The 18,198-nt window shown below is 66.0% G+C and carries 16 protein-coding genes; 11 read left to right on the top strand and 5 right to left on the bottom strand.

The window, feature by feature from the left end; all coding sequences use genetic code 11:
• Positions 1 to 4 precede the first annotated feature (4 nt).
• The 4 genes from V7E26_RS14135 to V7E26_RS14150 all read left to right on the top strand — a co-directional run bounded on the left by V7E26_RS14135 (position 5) and on the right by V7E26_RS14150 (position 2,473).
• Positions 5 to 370 carry a 6-carboxytetrahydropterin synthase gene (locus V7E26_RS14135; RefSeq protein ID WP_324416941.1) on the top strand — a complete coding sequence of 122 codons (366 nt, stop codon included), beginning with the start codon at positions 5 to 7 and terminating at the stop codon, positions 368 to 370.
• A gap of 9 nt (positions 371 to 379) precedes the next feature.
• Positions 380 to 1,267, top strand: coding sequence for an oxygen-dependent coproporphyrinogen oxidase (gene hemF, locus V7E26_RS14140; RefSeq protein ID WP_324416943.1), 888 nt, complete (start codon positions 380 to 382; stop codon positions 1,265 to 1,267).
• A gap of 68 nt (positions 1,268 to 1,335) precedes the next feature.
• The gene (locus V7E26_RS14145; RefSeq protein ID WP_324416945.1) at positions 1,336 to 1,566 is read left to right on the top strand and encodes a YodC family protein; all 231 of its coding nucleotides are present in this window, start codon (positions 1,336 to 1,338) and stop codon (positions 1,564 to 1,566) included.
• Positions 1,567 to 1,741: 175 nt separating this feature from the next.
• Positions 1,742 to 2,473, top strand: coding sequence for an HAD family hydrolase (locus tag V7E26_RS14150; RefSeq protein ID WP_324416947.1), 732 nt, complete (start codon positions 1,742 to 1,744; stop codon positions 2,471 to 2,473).
• A gap of 20 nt (positions 2,474 to 2,493) precedes the next feature.
• Here the strand turns inward: V7E26_RS14150 and V7E26_RS14155 are convergent, their stop codons facing one another.
• From V7E26_RS14155 to V7E26_RS14175, 5 genes are read right to left on the bottom strand one after another with little or no spacing between them, the layout of a single operon-like run.
• Complete coding sequence (locus V7E26_RS14155) at positions 2,494 to 3,255, bottom strand: sulfite exporter TauE/SafE family protein (RefSeq protein ID WP_324416949.1); 762 nt, start codon at positions 3,253 to 3,255, stop codon at positions 2,494 to 2,496.
• Positions 3,252 to 4,511, bottom strand: coding sequence for a CCA tRNA nucleotidyltransferase (locus tag V7E26_RS14160; RefSeq protein ID WP_324416951.1), 1,260 nt, complete (start codon positions 4,509 to 4,511; stop codon positions 3,252 to 3,254). Before V7E26_RS14160 ends, V7E26_RS14155 begins: the two co-directional genes overlap by 4 nt.
• Positions 4,508 to 4,771 carry a DUF6111 family protein gene (locus V7E26_RS14165; protein ID WP_324416953.1) on the bottom strand — a complete coding sequence of 88 codons (264 nt, stop codon included), beginning with the start codon at positions 4,769 to 4,771 and terminating at the stop codon, positions 4,508 to 4,510. Before V7E26_RS14165 ends, V7E26_RS14160 begins: the two co-directional genes overlap by 4 nt.
• Complete coding sequence (locus V7E26_RS14170; protein WP_442893400.1) at positions 4,768 to 5,418, bottom strand: CoA pyrophosphatase; 651 nt, start codon at positions 5,416 to 5,418, stop codon at positions 4,768 to 4,770. The genes V7E26_RS14165 and V7E26_RS14170 overlap by 4 nt, the downstream gene beginning before the upstream one ends.
• A gap of 20 nt (positions 5,419 to 5,438) precedes the next feature.
• Entirely contained in the window at positions 5,439 to 6,080 is a 642-nt protein-coding gene (locus tag V7E26_RS14175) for a DUF1285 domain-containing protein (protein ID WP_324416957.1), read from the bottom strand.
• A 373-nt stretch (positions 6,081 to 6,453) separates the two neighbouring features.
• On the opposite strand from V7E26_RS14175, the gene V7E26_RS14180 reads away from it, so the two are divergent.
• The 7 genes from V7E26_RS14180 (at position 6,454) to V7E26_RS14210 (ending at position 18,194) form a co-directional block, all read left to right on the top strand.
• Positions 6,454 to 7,455 carry an AAA family ATPase gene (locus V7E26_RS14180; protein WP_324416959.1) on the top strand — a complete coding sequence of 334 codons (1,002 nt, stop codon included), beginning with the start codon at positions 6,454 to 6,456 and terminating at the stop codon, positions 7,453 to 7,455.
• Positions 7,455 to 8,399 (top strand): DUF58 domain-containing protein, encoded by a 945-nt coding sequence (locus V7E26_RS14185; protein ID WP_324416961.1) that lies wholly within the window; start codon positions 7,455 to 7,457, stop codon positions 8,397 to 8,399. The genes V7E26_RS14180 and V7E26_RS14185 overlap by 1 nt, the downstream gene beginning before the upstream one ends.
• Positions 8,399 to 11,215 (top strand): DUF4159 domain-containing protein, encoded by a 2,817-nt coding sequence (locus V7E26_RS14190; protein ID WP_324417002.1) that lies wholly within the window; start codon positions 8,399 to 8,401, stop codon positions 11,213 to 11,215. The genes V7E26_RS14185 and V7E26_RS14190 overlap by 1 nt, the downstream gene beginning before the upstream one ends.
• 3 nt (positions 11,216 to 11,218) lie before the next feature.
• Positions 11,219 to 13,282: a hypothetical protein gene (locus V7E26_RS14195; RefSeq protein ID WP_324416964.1), complete on the top strand. Its 2,064-nt coding sequence runs from the start codon at positions 11,219 to 11,221 to the stop codon at positions 13,280 to 13,282.
• A 144-nt stretch (positions 13,283 to 13,426) separates the two neighbouring features.
• Positions 13,427 to 13,801, top strand: a complete 375-nt coding sequence (locus V7E26_RS14200) for a DUF2946 family protein (RefSeq protein ID WP_324416966.1) — start codon at positions 13,427 to 13,429, stop codon at positions 13,799 to 13,801.
• A gap of 109 nt (positions 13,802 to 13,910) precedes the next feature.
• Positions 13,911 to 16,304, top strand: coding sequence for a TonB-dependent receptor (locus tag V7E26_RS14205; RefSeq protein WP_324416968.1), 2,394 nt, complete (start codon positions 13,911 to 13,913; stop codon positions 16,302 to 16,304).
• Positions 16,305 to 16,394: 90 nt separating this feature from the next.
• Positions 16,395 to 18,194, top strand: coding sequence for a cation:proton antiporter domain-containing protein (locus V7E26_RS14210; protein ID WP_324416970.1), 1,800 nt, complete (start codon positions 16,395 to 16,397; stop codon positions 18,192 to 18,194).
• Positions 18,195 to 18,198: the final 4 nt, after the last annotated feature.

Below are 18,198 nucleotides of genomic sequence, written 5' to 3' on the forward strand. Positions count from 1 at the left end.
CGAGATGTGGGAACTGACGAAATCATTTCGCTTCGAAGCCGCGCATTCGCTGAAGGGCACGACCTTCGGCGCGGCCAGCGAGGAAATTCACGGCCACTCGTTTCGCGCTGAGGTCAGCGTGCGCGGCACGCCCGATCCGGAAACCGGCATGGTGCTGGACCTCGGCCTTCTGGAGCGCAGCATGGAAGATGTCCGCAAGACCCTCGACCACAAGTTCCTGAACAGGATCGAGGCGCTGGGCACGCCGACGCTGGAGAACATCTCCCGCTTCATCTGGGAGCGGGTCCAGCATGCCGGCAAGATCACCCGCGTCAGCGTCTATCGTGATAGCTGCAACGAGAGCTGCACCTATTTCGGGCCGCAGGGCTAGGAATTCCGCATGGACATGTCGTTGATCGAAGATCGCAAGACGCGCGCACGGGGCTGGTTCGAAGCGCTGCGCAACGACATCTGCGCCGCCTTCGAGCGGCTGGAAGACGACGCGCCCCCTGCCCTCTATCCCGGCGAGGCCGGGCGCTTCGTGCGTACGCCGTGGGAGCGCACCGACCACACCGGCAAGCCCGGCGGCGGCGGCGTGATGTCGATGATGCGCGGGCGGCTGTTCGAGAAGGTCGGTGTGCACTGCTCGACTGTGCACGGCGAGTTCGCGCCGGAATTCCGCGCGCAGATTCCGGGCGCGGCCGACGATCCAAGGTTTTGGGCGTCGGGCATTTCGCTGATCGCGCACCTGCGCAACCCGCATGTGCCGGCGGTGCACATGAACACCCGCTTCGTCGTCACCACCAAGGCCTGGTTCGGCGGCGGGGCCGACCTGACGCCGGTGCTCGACCGCCGGCGCACCCAGGAAGACCCCGATACGCTCGCCTTCCACCAGGCGATGGAACAGGCTTGCGGGGGAGCGAACAGCGTCGCCGACTACGACAAATACAGGAAATGGTGCGACGAATATTTCTACCTGCCGCACCGCAAGGAAGCACGCGGCATCGGCGGCATCTTCTACGACTGGCACGATTCCGGCGATTGGGATGCCGATCTCGCCTTCACGCAGGAGGTCGGCCGCGCCTTCCTGAAGATCTATCCCGAACTGGTCCGGCGCAACTTCGCCACGTCATGGACTGCGGCCGAGCGCGAGGAGCAGTTGGTCCGGCGCGGACGCTATGTCGAGTTCAACCTGCTCTACGATCGCGGCACGATTTTCGGGCTGAAAACCGGCGGCAATGTGGATTCCATCCTCTCCTCGATGCCACCGGAAGTTAAATGGCCATGATCGCATGATCGGCTGTCATGACGGGTCGCTAGGGTGCGATTCGTGTCAAGCAATTCAAGGAGCAGATCATGGAAGTGAAGCCAGGCGACGTCGTCATTCTCAAGTCCGGCGGCCACCCGCTCAGCGTGGTGGAGGTCAAGGACGGCAACGTCGTGTGCGTATGGATGGGCAATGAGGGCGATCTGTTTCGCGAGACGCTGCCGCTCGCCGTCCTCGAGCTCGTCGAAACCGATACGTCCGACGATGAAGAAGACGAGGACGAGGACGAGGATGATGAGGAAGAAGACGAGGACGAGTAGGCGAACGGCCGCCACAACCAGATGATTTAAGGGGACCTTTGACGCCGCCGGCTGGATGGCCCGGCGGCGTCCGCTTCTCGGGGTTGGACCCGGCGCGGCCGATCTGATATTCGCGGACGATCAGGCCCTGCGCGTTCCGCGGCCGGTGCCTCCAGCAACGAGACCCGCTGATACGATGACCGAACTTCCCCGCGCGATGCTGATCGACATGGATGACACTATCCTGTCGGCCTACGGACGTCCCGAGATCGCCTGGAACAACGTCGCCAAGGAATTCGCCGACGAGTTCGGACCCCTTACCCCACAGCAGGTCGCCACAGCGGTCAACGAGTCCGCACGACAATTCTGGGCGGTCGCAGGAGCCGAATGGCGGCTGAAGCTCGCAGAAGCGCGGCGCCTGACCGTCGGCAACGGATTCGCCGCGCTTGCCGCAGGCGGCCACGCGTTGCCCAACGATCTGGCGGTCCGGCTCGCCGACCGCTTTGCCGCCTATCGCGAAGAAGAGATGTTCGTCTTTCCCGGGGCGCATGACGCGATCGACGAATTGAAGGCGCGTGGCATCAAGCTGGCGCTGGTGACCAACGGCGCCGCGGGTTCCCAGCGCGCCAAGATCGAACGCTTTGCGCTGTCGGATCGCTTCGATCACATCCAGATCGAAGGCGAGCACGGCTTCGGCAAGCCGGAGGAGCGCGCCTATCTGCACGCCATGCAGACGCTTGGCGTCACCGCCTCCGAGACCTGGATGATCGGCGACAATCTGGAGTGGGAGGTCGTGGCGCCGCAGCGGCTCGGCATCTACGCCATCTGGATCGACGCGCATGGCGACGGCCTGCCGCCTGATAGCACGGTGAAGCCCGACCGCATCATCCGGTCGCTGACGGAGCTATTATTGCCCGCGAAGCGCTGACAGGGCTATGAGCCGCTTCCTTAGCGCCGCAGCGCCGCGGTGATCATGACGATGCCGCCGACGATCACGGCGGCATCGAGGATGGCGGTGTGGATGTGCACCGGCATGCGCTCGACGAAGGCTTTTGCGAGGAAGGCGCCGGGAACTGCGATGGCGCCGATCAGGAGCGCGAAAGCCAGCACCTGCGCGGTCACGACGCCGGCCAGGCCAAACACCGAAATCTTGATCAGACCGGTCGCAACCGAAATCACCGCATCGGTGGCAATCACCGCCGCGCCCTCCAGTCCCGACGCCATCAGCAGCGACAGCAGGATCACGCCCGAGCCTGACGTGCCGCCGACCACCACACCATAGCCGACCGCGCTGACGCCAAGACCCGTATCGCCGATCCTGACGTTGCGATGCCTGGCGAGCCGCCGCAGCGGCACGCTCAGGATCAGCATGCTGCCGATGACAAGTGCCGCGCCGGCGCTGCTCAGCCGCGTGTAACCATAGGCGCCGAGCGCCGTGGTCAGCATCGCAGCGCCGATCACGATCAGCGCGCGCCGCCGGTCGGCATAGCGAAAATACGCGGCGAAGCGGCTGATATTGCTGAAGATCGCCGAGATCGCGATGATCGGCACCACCGGCTCGGCGCCGATCATCGGCACCAGCACCAGCGGCATCAGGGCGCCGGTGCCATAGCCGGCAAGCCCGCCGATCACGGAAGCCAGCAGCGCCATGCCCCCGACCAGCACGAGCTGGCCGAGGGAGACATCGACAAACCCGGCCAAAAGATTCACAGCCGGTGGTCTCGCGCGAAACGGGCCGCGGCCTGGTCGGCGACCGCGGCGATCGCGGATGGATCGAGCGGAAAACCCGCCGCCAGCCAGGCATCCTCCGCAAGCGCAAGCACATGACCGAGCGCGGGGCCTTGCGCGATGCCGCGCGAAATGAAGTCGGCGGCCTTGAGCGGAAATTTCGGCGCGGTCCAGCGCTGCGGCAAGGTTGCGAGGTCGTGCCAGCGCGGAGCGCCATCGCCGACGCCGCCGGCGCGCGCCCACGCCAGCATCAGGCGGTCGCGGTAGGCATCCTCGCCGAGGCGATAGAGCAGTCGCCGGGCGCGCGCATCGTCGCTGGTGGCGAGCCGCCACCAGCGGTGGCCCATGGAGTCGAGCGTCTTGGCTTCCGCATTGGAGAGGCGCAGCCGTGCCGAGACGCGCTTCGCATCCTCGGTCACCGCGACGGTGAGCGCGGCGAGCCGGCGCACCGCGCTCGGCGGCAGCCCCATTTCGCGTTCGGCGGCGATCATCGCCGCGAACGGCCCGGAATAGGTGACGCCACCGAAGACCGGCAGCAGCAGGCCGGCGTCGGCCATCGCCTGCAGCGCGACCGCCGCGCCTTCGGCGACCAACAGCTTCAGCATCTCCATGCGCACGCGTTCGGCGGAAAGCGTGGAAAGCCCGGCGCGACCGTCGATGCAGGCGAGATAGCCGGCGCGGTCGGGTTCGCCCACGCCATAGGCGGCGTGCATGCGGAAGAAGCGCAGGATGCGGAGATAATCCTCGGCGATGCGCTGGCCGGGATCGCCGATGAAGCGCACGCGTTTGGCTTCGATATCGGCAAGCCCGCCGACATGGTCATGCACGACGCCGCCGGCGTCGACGGAAAGTCCGTTGATGGTGAAGTCGCGCCGTTCCGCGTCACGAACCCAGTCGCGCCCGAACGCGACCTTGGCCTTGCGGCCGAAGGTCTCGGTATCCTCGCGCAAGGTCGTGACCTCGAAGGGATGGGACTCGACGACCAGCGTCACCGTGCCATGGTCGATCCCGGTCGGCACGCATTTGATGCCGGCCACCCTGGCGCGCCGGACCACCTCCTCGGGCAGCGCCGTGGTCGCGATGTCGATGTCGCCGAGCGGAATGCCCAGCAACGCATTGCGCACGGCGCCGCCGATGACGCGGGCTTCCTCGCCATCGCCATTGAGCAATTTCAGCACGCGCGCGGCCGGACCCGATCTGAGCCAGGGTGCATCCGACAGCACGCGGGCCTCGCTCATTTCTCGACTCCGTCGACCAGTCTGCCGTTCTCGATATGGGCCGGGACGTATGTCGAATTCGGCGGCGCACCGGAGAATTGCGCGAGCATGACGAAGCTGAGCACGACGAGCAAAAGCGATCCCAGCACCAGCTTGGCGATCAGATGCGCCGGCCAGGAGGAAGATGCGAACACGCCGGAACGGGTCGCAATCAGGAACAGCGCATAGGCCGCGAACGGGATCAGGAAAATTCCGACTTCGGTCAGAACCGGACGGATCATGCGAGATAAATCCGTTCATACAGCACGCGCAGAATTCCCGCGGTCGCACCCCAGATATAACGCTCGGCAAACGGCATGGCGTAATAGGAGCGCTCGATGCCGCGGAAATCCTTGGAATGGATCTGGTGGTTCTCGGGATTCATCAGGAACGCCAGCGGCACCTCGAACGCATCGACCACCTCGCCCTCGTTGATGCTGAGCTTGAAGCCGGGCTTCACGCGCGCGACCGTCGGCAGGATGCGAAAGCCGAACGCGGTGCCGTAAAGGTCGAGATAGCCGATCGGCTCGATGAACTGGCTTTTGAGGCCGACTTCCTCGTCCGCTTCGCGCAAGGCGGCATCGAGCGGGGACGCGTCGGTCGCGTCGATCTTGCCGCCGGGAAAGGAAATCTGGCCGGCGTGGCTACTGAGATGCGGCGAGCGCTGCGTCAGCAACACGGTCGGCTCGTCGTGATCGACCACGGGGATCAGCACCGCGGCCGGACGCACCGGCTGCTCGCGCGCCACGATCTCGAGCATGCGGTCGTTGCCGGAGTCGCCGGTCTTCGGGATGATATCGGGGTCGATCAGGCCGGGCGGCACGTCGAAGTTCAGCCGGGTCTTGCTCCGCGCGAAAAACTCCGCCGAGTTGATCGGAGCCGCCTCCATCTTCTTCAGTATCGGCTCGTTCAAACCGCGTCCCTCACCTGCTTCGCGTCCGCCATCGCAAAGAACTCGCCGCCGGACTCGATTCCAAACATCGGCTGACCATCGACCATTCGCTCCTCCCCCATGTCAACCAGATCGTAATAGAGCGCGCGGGTGACTTTCGCCCAGAGATCGGCGCGGACATGCAGATAGGGCGTCAGCCCGCCATCGGCGGCCATCTCGAACCGGAGGCGATGGGCGGCATCGCACGGCACCCAGTCGTCGACATTGGTGCGAAAGCTGAGCAGACGGCCGTGATCGCCGGCGTCGATCTGCATCTCCACCGCCAGGAACGGCGCATCGTCGACGCGGATGCCGACCTTCTCGACCGGGGTCACAAGAAAGTGCTTGCCGTCCTCGCGCTTGAGAATGGTCGAGAACAGCCGCACCAGCGCCGGCCGCCCGATCGGCGTGCCCATGTAGAACCAGGTGCCATCGCCAGCGATTCGCATGTCGAGGTCGCCGCAGAACGGCGGATTCCACAGATGAACTGGAGGTAATCCTTTTCCGGCCGGCGCGCGATTGGCGGCTTCACGGGCGGCGACCGTCAGACCTTCGAGCCCCTTGCTGTCGGGATTCCCGCTTTCATGTCGCTGGCCGCCGGTTTGCCCTTGCTTCGCCATTGTTTGCCCTGACTCTCAGTGCCCCTCGATTGGCACGATTGGTGCACTTTTCACGATCGGTGCACTTGTCACGATTGGTGCATTTGTCACGATTGGTGCACTTGTACCGACAAGATACCAATGAGATATCGACGAGGTATCGCATCGACGAGGTATCGCTATGTGTTCCTGACGATCCCGGTCCGTAATATTGCGGATCAGTTCGCCATATCGTGATGCCGTTCATACCCCGAAATGCCGATAATGTGGGGATAGTTTAATTCAACGAATACATGGCCCTTGCACGAGTTTAGCATGGGACTTCGTGTCATGACGACGCAGCCAGCGCAACCAGCGGTGTCATCAAGGGTTCAGGTGGTTGAAGGAGAAAGACATGGCGAGTGCAGACGGTGTCGAGAAGCTCGAGGACGCGATCGTCCGCTCGGCCGAGCAGGTGTCGGGCCAGATTCGCGCCGCAAAGGAGGCGATCTCCACCGTCATCTTCGGCCAGGAACGGGTGATCGAAAACACCCTGGTGACGATCCTGTCCGGCGGCCATGCGCTCTTGATCGGCGTTCCCGGCCTCGCCAAGACCAAGCTGGTCGAGACCCTGGGGATCACGCTGGGACTCGACGCCAAGCGCATCCAGTTCACGCCGGACCTGATGCCATCGGACATTCTGGGCGCCGAGGTGCTGGACGAGAGCCAGTCCGGCAAGCGCTCGTTCCGCTTCATCTCCGGACCGGTATTCGCGCAGCTCCTGATGGCCGACGAAATCAACCGCGCCAGCCCGCGCACGCAGTCGGCGCTGCTGCAAGCCATGCAGGAACAGCACATCACCGTTGCAGGCGCGCGGCATGATCTGCCCAAGCCGTTCCATGTGCTCGCCACCCAGAACCCGCTGGAGCAGGAAGGCACCTACCCGCTGCCCGAAGCGCAGCTCGACCGCTTCCTGATGGAGATCGACGTCGATTATCCCGACCGCGACGCCGAGCGCCGTATCCTGTTCGAAACGACGGGCGCCGAAGAGACGCTCGCCAAGGCGGCGATGAACGCGGAAATCCTGATCGCGGCGCAGCGGCTGGTGCGGCGCCTGCCGGTCGGCGACAGCGTCGTCGAGGCGATCCTGTCGCTGGTGCGCGCCGCGCGCCCGAGTTCCGAAGGCGGCGGCGACAAGCTGATCGCCTGGGGCCCCGGTCCCCGCGCCAGCCAGTCGCTGATGCTGGCGGTCCGCGCCCGCGCGCTGCTCGACGGCCGCCTCGCGCCGTCGATCGACGACGTGCTCGATCTCGCGGAACCGATCCTCAAGCACCGCATGGCGCTGACCTTCTCGGCGCGCGCGGAGGGCCGCACCATTCCCGACGTGATCAGACAGTTGAAGACCCGGATCGGTTGATGGCCGCAGAGACCAGCCACGAGACCAGGGAGATTCTAGCAATCCGACGTGCCGATGGCGAAAGCCGTACGCTCGCGGCATCGCTGCCCCGTCTCGTGCTTGAAGCCCGCCGCATCGCCGCCAACGTCATCCACGGCCTGCACGGCAGGCGCCGCGCCGGCGCCGGCGAAAGCTTCTGGCAGTACCGCCGCTTCGTCTCCGGCGAGCCGTCGCAGAATGTCGACTGGCGGCGCTCGGCGCGCGACGACCATCTCTATGTCCGCGAGCAGGAGTGGGAGGCGGCCCACACCGTGTGGCTGTGGCCCGACCGTTCGGCGTCGATGGCGTTTGCCTCCAGGGGCGCGCGCGACTCCAAGCTGGAGCGCGGCCTGATCGTGACGTTCGCGCTGGCCGAACTGCTGGTGTCGGGCGGCGAACGCGTCGGCATTCCCGGCCTGATGAACCCGACCGCCAGTCGCAACGTGATCGACAAGATGGCGCAGGTGATGCTGCATGACGACGCGGCGCGCGCGAGCCTGCCGCCGTCGTTTGTTCCGTCGGCGCTGGCCGAGATCGTGGTGCTGTCCGATTTCTGGTCGCCGATGAGCGAAATCCGCGCCATGCTGGCCGGCCTCTCCGCGTCAGGCGCGCACGGCACCCTGATCCAGGTCGTCGATCCCGCCGAAGAGACCTTCCCCTATGCGGGCCGGGTCGAGTTCGTCGAGCCGGAAGGCTTTGGCGCCATCACCGCCGGCCGCGCCGAGAGCTGGGCGAGCGACTATGTCGCGCGCGTCGCGCTGCATCGCGACGAGATCCGCAGCGAGACCAACCGGCTCGACTGGCTGTTCTCGACCCACACCACCAGCCGTTCCGCCGCCGAACTCCTGCTGTTCCTGCATTCGGGCATGATGACAGCCAAGGGCAATGTGCGCGGCTCAACCGTCAAGGCGGGACGTAGCGCATGATCGCAGGGCTTCCCCTCACCTTTGCCCAGCCGCTGCTCCTGTTGGGTCTGTTGAGCCTGCCGGTGTTGTGGTGGCTGCTCCGCGTCATGCCGCCGCGGCCGCGGCGGATCGAGTTCCCGCCGACGCGGCTGTTGTTCGACATCAAACCGAAGGAAGAAACCCCGTCGCGGACGCCGTGGTGGCTGACCTTGCTGCGGCTTGCCGCCGCGGCGCTGGTCATTTTCGCCGCGGCAGGTCCGATCTGGAATCCGCAGACCGGCGTCGGCGGCAGCAACGCGCCGCTGGTGATTCTGCTCGACGACGGCTGGAGCGCCGCAGGAAGCTGGGACACGCGGATCAAGTCCGCTGACGAGTTGATCGCCAATGCCGAAAACGACCGCCGAGGCGTCGCGCTGGTTCCGCTCTCCGAGCCCGCGCGTGACATTACGTTGATGCCGGCCGGCACTGCGCGCGTCGCGTTGCGGCAGATTTCGCCAAAGCCCTGGTCGGTCGACCGCGTCGACACGCTCGCCGCACTCGACCGCTTCCTGAAGGCCACCGGCGATGCCGAGATCGCCTGGCTGTCCGACGGCGTCGATACCGGGCGCGGCAGCGAATTCGTCGAGAATCTCGCCAAGACGATCGGCGACCGCAAGCTGACGCTGTTCGAGGGCGGCGCGGCGCCGGCGCAGGCGCTGGTCGCCGCTGAAAACGCCGCCGCGAAGATGACGGTCAAGGTATTGCGCACCACCGGTGGGGTCGCTGCCGGCGTGGTTCGCGCGATCGACGCCAAGGGATCGCCGATCGGCGAGGCGCGTTATGCCTTCGGCATGCAGGATCGCGAGAGCGAAGCTTCGTTCGATCTGCCGGTCGAACTGCGCAACGACATTGCGCGGCTGGAAATCTCAGGCGAACGGTCGGCCGGCGCCGTGCAACTGCTCGACAAGAGGTGGCGGCGGCGCGCGGTCGGCGTCGTCACCGGCTCCACCAGCGACACCGCCCAGCCGCTGCTGGCATCGACCTTCTATCTGACCCGCGCGCTCTCGCCGTTCGCCGACGTGCGGCTCGGCGACCGCGGCGCGCCGCAGCAGGTGGTCGCGCAGTTCCTCGATCAGCGCCTGCCGATGATCGTGCTCGCCGATGTCGGCACGCTGTCGCCGGAAATTCGCGAGCGGCTGAATGCATGGATCGATCAGGGCGGCGTGCTCGTGCGCTTCGCGGGTCCCCGCCTGGCGCAGGCCGATGACGACCTCGTGCCGGTAAAACTGCGCCGCGGCGGCCGCACCCTCGGCGGCAGCCTGACCTGGGAAAAGCCGCAGCATATGGCGTCCTTTGCCGCCGACGGCCCGTTCGCCGGCCTCACCGTGCCGAAGGACATCACCGTGAACCGGCAGGTGCTGGCCGAGCCGGACGCGGTGCTCGCCACCAAGACCTGGGCCTCGCTGGAAGACGGCACGCCGCTGGTGACCGGCGAGCATCGCGGCAAGGGCATTGTCAGCCTGTTCCATGTCGGCGCCGACTCGCGCTGGTCGGACCTGCCGATGTCCGGCAGCTTCGTCGAAATGCTGCGGCGATTGGTCGACATGTCCGGCTACACCTCGAAACCCGGTGCGGGCGTGGCGAGCGAAACCACCAATGTCGAGACGGTGGCGCCGCTGCGCACGCTTGACGGTTTCGGCGCGTTCGGACCGCCGCCCTCGACCGCCAAGCCGATGCCGGCGGATTATCGCGACCGCGCCACCGCCGAACATCCGCCGGGCTTCTACGGCCCGGCCGATGGACCGATCGCGGTCAACACGCTGGCCCCCGCCGACCGCATCGCGCCGCTCGATACGTCCTCGCTGCGCGCGCAACGCGCCAGCTACACCAATGCGGAGCCGCGCGATCTGCGCGGCATCCTGCTGTCGTCGTCGCTGGCGCTGTTCCTGATCGACGCGGTCGTGGTCGCGATGATGGGCGCCGGCCTTGCCGCGTTGTGGCGACGGCGCACCGCGACCGCCGCCGTCCTGCTTGCCCTGATCCTGCCTGCGACGACCATCACACCTTCGCCGACACGCGCTCAAAGTCCAGGCAACGACGAGTTCGCCATGAAGGCGGTGTCGCAGACACGCCTTGCCTATGTCGTTACCGGAAATGCCGACGTCGATTCCATCGTCAAGGCCGGCATGGCCGGACTGACGCTGTTCCTGGCGCAGCGCACCGCGCTGGAGGCCGGCGATCCCGTCGGCATCGATCCGGCGCGCGACGAACTGGCATTCTTCCCGCTGATCTACTGGCCGGTGGTGCCGGGTGCGCCGAAGCCGCCGCAGGACGCCATCAACCGCATCGACGCCTACATGAAACAGGGCGGTACGGTGCTGTTCGACACCCGCGACGCCATCGAGGCGCCGCCGGGCGAGAACGGCGCCTCACAAACGCCGGGCATGCGGACCTTGCGCGAGATCCTCTCCTCCCTCGACGTGCCGGAACTGGAGCCGGTGCCGCGCGAGCACGTGCTGACCAAGACGTTTTACCTGCTGCGCGACTTCCCCGGCCGCTTCACCACCGGCCAGACCTGGGTCGAAACCCTGCCGCGCGAGGATGACGACGAAGCGGCCTCGCGGCCGGCGCGCGGCGGCGATGGCGTCTCGCCGATCATCATCACCTCGAACGACCTTGCCGGCGCCTGGGCGCATCGCCCGGACGGGCAGCCGATGCTGCCGCTGACACCGGGCGAGCCGCGCCAACGCGAGTTCGCGTTCCGCTCCGGCGTCAACATCGTGATGTACACGCTGACCGGCAACTACAAGGCCGACCAGGTGCACGCGCCCGCCCTGATCGAGCGGTTGGGGCAGTAGACCATGCAATACGGCATCGCGTTCACCCCCCTGGTTCCGTCCATCGTGCTGTGGATCGCGCTCGCCGCGATCGTCGTGATCGCAGCGCTGTTGCTGCTCGGCCGTTCCCGTGGTGCGGCCGTGCGCGTCGCGGCGCTGGCGCTGATCCTGCTGGCGCTCGCCAACCCCTCCTTCACGCGCGAGGACCGCGAGCCATTGTCCTCGGTGGCCGCCGTCGTGGTCGACAAGAGCTCGAGCCAGAATTTCGGCACCCGTAACGCGGAGACGGCCAAGGCCCAGGAGGCGCTGGTCGACACGCTGAAGAAGATCAAGGGACTGGAAGTTCGCGTCGTCGACGCCGGCCAGGCCGACGGCGAGACCGACGGCACCAAGCTGTTCGGCGCGCTGTCCTCGGCGCTATCGGATGTCCCCGTCGACCGTGTCGCCGGCGCGTTCATGATCACGGACGGCCGCGTGCACGACATTCCGGCCAATGCCGCCGCCGTCGGCTTCCAGGCGCCGGTGCACGCGCTCATCACCGGACGCAAGGACGAACGCGACCGCCGCGTCGCGATTTCGGCCGCGCCGCGTTTCGGCATCGTCGGGCAGCCGCAGACGATTACCTATCGCCTCGACGACCAGGGGGTCACCGGCCAGCGCGCCAAGGTCGTCATCCGCCGCGACGGCGAGGTGATCAGCGAGCGCAACATGGTGAGCGGCCAGACCGCCAATGTCGAAGTCGACATCAAGCATGCCGGCTCGAACATCGTCGAGATCGAGGCCTCGCCGCTCGAGAACGAACTGACGCCGGTCAACAACCGCGCCGTGGTCGCGATCGAGGGCGTACGCGACAAGCTGCGCGTGCTCCTGGTATCCGGCGAGCCGCATTCCGGTGAGCGCACCTGGCGCAACCTGCTGAAATCGGACGCCAGCATCGACCTCGTGCATTTCACGATCCTGCGTCCGCCGGAGAAGCAGGACGGCACGCCGATCAACGAATTGTCGCTGATCGCGTTTCCGACCCGCGAACTGTTCCAGCAGAAGATCAACGAGTTCCAGTTGATCATCTTCGACCGCTATGCCCGCCAGGGCGTGCTGCCGATCGCCTATTTCGACAACATCGCGCGCTATGTCCGCGCCGGCGGCGCCGTGCTGGTCTCCGCCGGTCCCGATTACGCCTCCACCACCAGCATCTGGCGCACGCCGCTCGACACCGTGCTGCCGGCCGAGCCCGTCGGCGTTACCGAGAAGCCGTACTACGCGCATCTGAGCGACGCCGGCAAGCGCCATCCGGTGACGCGCGGCCTCGAAGGCTCCGCCAGCGAGCCGCCGCGCTGGAGCCGCTTCTTCCGCACGGTGGAGACGCGCAACGCGGTCGGCGCGCCGGTGATGACCGGCGCCGACGGCAAGCCGCTGCTGCTGCTGTCGCGGTTCGGCGAAGGCCGCGTCGCACTGCTGCTGTCGGACCACATCTGGCTGTGGGCGCGCGGCTATGAAGGCGGCGGGCCGCATCTCGACCTGTTGCGGCGGATGTCGCACTGGCTGATGAAGCAGCCTGATCTGGACGAAGAGGCGCTGCGCCTGCAGATCCAGGGCAAGGACCTCGTGGTCATCCGCCAGACCATGGCCGACAACGTGCCGCCGGTGACCGTGACCTCGCCGAGCGGCGCCACCAGGGAACTCACGCTGACCGCGAGCGAGCCCGGCACCTGGCGCTCCACCCTGCCCGCCAACGAACTCGGGCTGTGGCAGGCCAGCGACGGCGCGCTGAAGGCGCTGATCAATGTCGGGCCGACCAACCCGAAGGAGTTTTCGGAAGTCACCTCCACGACCGACATGCTGAAGCCGCTGGCGCAGGCGACCGGCGGCGACGCACGCCGCGTGTCCGACGGCGGCAGCATCGACATGCCCCGCGTGGTGCCGGTGCGCGCCTCCGGCATCTTCCACGGCGATGGCTGGATGGGCGTGAAGATGCGCGACGCCAGCGTCGTCAAGGGCGTCGGCGTGCTGCCGATGTTCGCCGGGCTGGTCGGACTGTTGCTGCTGCTCGGCGCCTTTGCCGCGACCTGGGTGCGCGAGGGCCGCTGAGCGTGGCCGATCGTTGCATCAATCACACAACGCTGGTCGTTCTTGTCGCAGCCCATCCGGGCTGCGGTTGACATCCTCTGAACGTTCCGATGTTATAATATAACGTTGGGGACGACGACCCGGATGAACTGGTTCCGAAAACACGTGAAGACCGGCTCGCGGCTGGCGCTGTTTGCGCTCGCGATCCAGTTCGCGCTGTCGTTCGGCCATTTCCACGGGGAGATTGTCCGCGCCGCGCCGGCCATTCAGGCCGGTCTGGCCGATGCCGCGATGCTGGCTGCGCAGGAGGCGCAGCCCGAGGCCGCGCAGCGACCTTCCAACCACGATACCGATCGGCACGCCTCCGACTGCGCGATCTGCGCCGTCCTCGCACTGGCCAACAATTTCCTGTTCGCCACGCCGCCGTCGCTGGAGCTGCCGCAAGCGGTCGAGCCTCTGCACGTCACCACCGCCGCCGAGTTCGCGCATCTCGGCTCGCCTCATCGCGCGTTCCAGTCGCGCGGGCCCCCTGTCTCCTGATCTCGATTGATTGATGCACTTCCCGAGGAGATCGCCGCAACGCGGCTGATCCGCCGAGGGAAAATCGGAATCGACCCGTCGCAGATCGGCGGGATCAGGAATCGGAATAATGACACTGAAGAAGAAGCGAGCGTCCCATTTCGGTGGAGCAAGCTGGCTATTGCTATGCGCGATGGGCAATCATGCGATGGCTCAGGACGCGGCCACACCACCTTCCTCGACGCAGCTGCCTGAAATCACCGTGACGGCGCCAAGCCCGATCGTGCGGCGCAGGACCGTCGTTCCCTCGCAGAGGCCGGTGCGCGTTGCCCGCACCGCGCCCGGCCGCAACCGCGAGCGCGCGCCGGAAGCCACACCGGCGCCGGCCGCTCCCGCGCCTCAACAAGGCGTGCTGCCTATCGTCACGGATCAATTTGCGACCGTCACGGTGGTGCCGAACGAGGAAATTCGCCGCCAGGGCACGGCCCAGCTTGGCGATCTCCTCTTTTCCAAGCCCGGCATTACCGGCTCGACCTTTGCGCCGGGCGCCGCAAGCCGGCCGATCATTCGCGGCCTCGACGTCAACCGCGTCGGCATTACCGAAAATGGCACCAACGCTGGCGGCGCTTCCGATCTCGGCGAAGACCATTTCGTTCCCGTCGATCCGTTGGCGACCAACCAGGTCGAAGTCATCCGCGGTCCGGCGGCGATGCGGTACGGATCGACATCGATCGGCGGAGTCGTCAGCGCAACCAACAATCGCATCCCGGACGCCTTGCCAACATGCGCGGCCGCACCGTTCCAGACCTACGGACTGCCGGCGAAGGCGCCGCTCGCAAGCGCTGGATCACCTTCATGTGTCACGGTCGAAACCCGAACGGCCGTCAGTTCCGTCGACCGCGGTGTCGATGGCGGCATCCTGCTTGATGCCGGCGGTGGCAATTTCGCGATCCACGCCGACGCCTATGGCCGCAAGGCCAGCGATTACAGCATTCCGGGCTATCCATATCTGTTTGATCCCACCAAGCCATTCAACGGTCGGCAGCCGAATTCGGCGATGCAGGCGGACGGTGCGTCCATCGGTGGCTCGTATATCTTCCAGGGCGGCTTCATCGGCGCTGCGATCACGCAGAACGACACGCTCTATCGCATCCCCGGCATCGACGGCGCCGATCACCAGACCCGGATCGACGCACATCAGACCAAATTCACCGCAAAGGGTGAATATCGGCCGGACGCCGCTGCAATCGACGCCGTGAGATTTTGGGCCGGTGCCACCAACTACAAGCACAACGAGATCGGGCTCGCCGATCCCGCCGACCTCTCCTCAACGGGCGTGCGGCAGACCTTCACGAACAAGGAGCAGGAAGGGCGCATCGAGGTGCAAATGGCGCCGTTCAACGCGCGCTTTGCCGCTGTCACGACCGCCTTCGGTCTGCAGGCGGGGCATCAGGAACTGACGGCACCAAGCCCGGACGATCCGACCAGCCCGCTCAACGGATTGTGGGATCCCAACAGGAACAGCCGCATCGCCGGCTACGTCTTCAACGAGTTCAAGTTCACCGAGACAACCAAGGCGCAGATCGCCGGCCGTATCGAGCATGTCAATCTCAGCGGAACGACGCCGGCATTCATACCTGAGGTATTCGACCTCAACGCCGATCCTACAGCCATTGGCCCTGCCACACCGCGCAACCTGAACTTCACGCCGAAGAGCGCGAGCATCGGCCTGCTCCAGAACCTGCCGGGCCAACTGGTCGCCAGCATCACCGCGCAATATGTCGAGCGCGCGCCAAAGCCCGCCGAATTGTTTTCGCGCGGGGCACACGATGCCACCGCCACCTTCGACATCGGCAATCCCGATCTCGGCATGGAGACCGCCAAGACGATCGAAATCGGATTACGGCGAGCGACCGGGCCTTTCAGGTTCGAAGCGACCGCCTACTACACCAAATTCAACGGCTTCATCTATCGTCGTCTCACCGGCGTCACCTGTGAGGACGTCGCCTGCGTCGGCCCCGCCGATCCGGCCTATCCCCTCGAACTGAACCAGGCGGTCTATTCGCAGCGCGACGCCACCTTCCGCGGCGGCGAATTCCAGAGCCAGCTCGATGTCGGTCCGCTCCATGGCGGTATCTGGGGCATCGAGAACCAGTTCGATGTCGTGCGCGCGACCTTCAGCGACGGCACCAACGTCCCGCGCATCCCGCCGGTGCGCGTCGGCGGCGGCCTGTTCTGGCGCGACGCCAACTGGCTGACACGGATCAACCTGCTGCACGCCTTCGCGCAGAACGATATCGCTCCGATCGGCGAGACGCCGACGGCAGGCTACAACCTGCTGAAGGCGGAAGTCAGCTACCGGACCAAGCTTGATGCAAGCTGGTTCGGCGCGCGCGAGATGACGGTCGGGCTCGTCGGCAACAACCTGCTGAACGAGAACATCCGTAACAGCGTGTCCTACACCAAGGACCAGGTCTTGATGCCCGGCCTCGGCGTGCGCGCGTTTGCCAACCTGAAGTTCTAGGATGGCCGTGCCCCGTGGGGTGGCGTTAGCTGGTGCTACCAGCTAACGTTCCGGCGAAACCACCTCTGGAATCGGATGCGCACCGAATAGATGACTTCGTCCATCAATGTTCACGTCTACAGCGACGCGCTCGTCCTGCTCGGCACCGCGGGCGTCGTCATTCCCCTGGTGCGGCGATTCGGTTTCAACCCCGTTCTCGGCTATCTCGGCGCCGGCGCGATCCTGGGCCCGCTTGGGCTCGGATCGTTCATCGACAGGTTTCCGCTGCTCTACTGGTTCACCGTCGTCGACGCGGCGAACGTCTCCGGCCTTGCGAATCTCGGCGTCGTGTTCCTGCTGTTCCTCATCGGCATGGAGTTGTCCTACGAACGATTGAAGGCGATGCATCGCCTGATATTCGGCCTGGGCAGCCTGCAGATCGTCCTGTCGACGGTGGCGATCGGCATCGTTGCCGCGCTGGCAGGCACCAAGGCTCCGGTGCCGCTGATCCTGGGCGCCTGTCTCGCCTTGTCCTCGACCGCCATCGTCATGGAGATTCTCGGCAGGCAAAGGCGGCTCAATACGATCGCCGGACGGGCAAGTTTTTCGGTTCTCCTCGCGCAGGATCTGGCGGTCGCCCCTCTCCTGCTTTTCATCTCGATTTTCGGCGCTGGAGCCTCCGGCTCGGTGGTCGGGACACTGGCGCTCGCGATGACCCATGCCGCGATCGCGCTCGGGGTCATCGTGTTCGCCGGTCGCGTCGTGATGCGTCCACTGTTCCGCCTTGTGGCATCGGTCGGCATGAGCGACCTGTTCGTCGCCACCACGCTGTTCGTCATCGTCGCGACCGGCGTCGCCGCCGCCCTGGCCGGCGTCTCGATGGCGCTTGGCGCCTTTGTCGCCGGACTGCTGCTGGCGGAGACGGAATTCCGCAAGGCCATCGAGACCGCCATCGATCCGTTCAAGGGAATCCTGCTCGGCCTGTTCTTCTTCACGGTCGGCATGAACATCGACTTTGGCCAGATTATCCGCGATCCGGTCTGGCTGATCGCCGGTGCTGCCGGGCTGATTGCCATCAAGTCCACCATACTCGTTTTCCTGGCGCGGATGTTTCGCCTCTCCTGGCCGGCCTCGCTCGAGGTCGGGCTGCTGCTCGGTCCCGGCGGCGAGTTCGCTTTCGTGGGCATCGGGCTCGCGACGACGCTTGGCCTGGTCGACGCGAAGGTCGCGAGCTTTGCCGTCGCATTGACCACGCTGACCATGATGCTCACTCCCGCGCTGTCTCATGTCGCGCGGCGGTTGGCGCCGATGGTGCGGGAGGACAAACCGCATGATCCCGAGCTTGCCGTCGCGCCAAGCGGCGGCAGCGGCCACGCCATCGTCGTTGGGCACGGCCGGGTTGGACAAGTCGTCTGCACGATGCTCGACCGCCACCAGTTCAAATACACGGCAGTCGATAACGACGCCGCGGCCGTGCCCGAGCAGCGCCGGCAAGGACGCACCGTTTTCTACGGGGATGCGACGAACCCGGAGTTCCTGAAGAGCTGTGGCCTGATGGAGGCCGCCGCCGTCATCGTCACGATCAACGAACCCAGGGCCATCGACGAAATTGTCGCCCAGGTTCGCGCGCTACGGAAAGACGTACTGATCGTTTCGCGCGCGCGCGATGCCGACCACGCGCGGCACCTCTATGGCATCGGCGTGACCGATGCCGTGCCCGAGACCATCGAGGCAAGCCTGCTGGTATCAGAAGCTGCCCTGATTGGCCTCGGAGTGGCGATGGGGCTGGTCGTGGCGTCCATCCACGAGAAGCGTGAGGAGTTTCGCCACGAACTGCAACAGGCCGCCGGAAGTGCGGGATCGGCGCCGAAGCAGGTGGCCGGCACCAGAAGGCGCAGGCTTTTCCGGTAGCGGC

Origin of the sequence: Bradyrhizobium sp. (assembly GCF_036735945.1) — a bacterium.
Classification (GTDB): domain Bacteria; phylum Pseudomonadota; class Alphaproteobacteria; order Rhizobiales; family Xanthobacteraceae; genus Bradyrhizobium.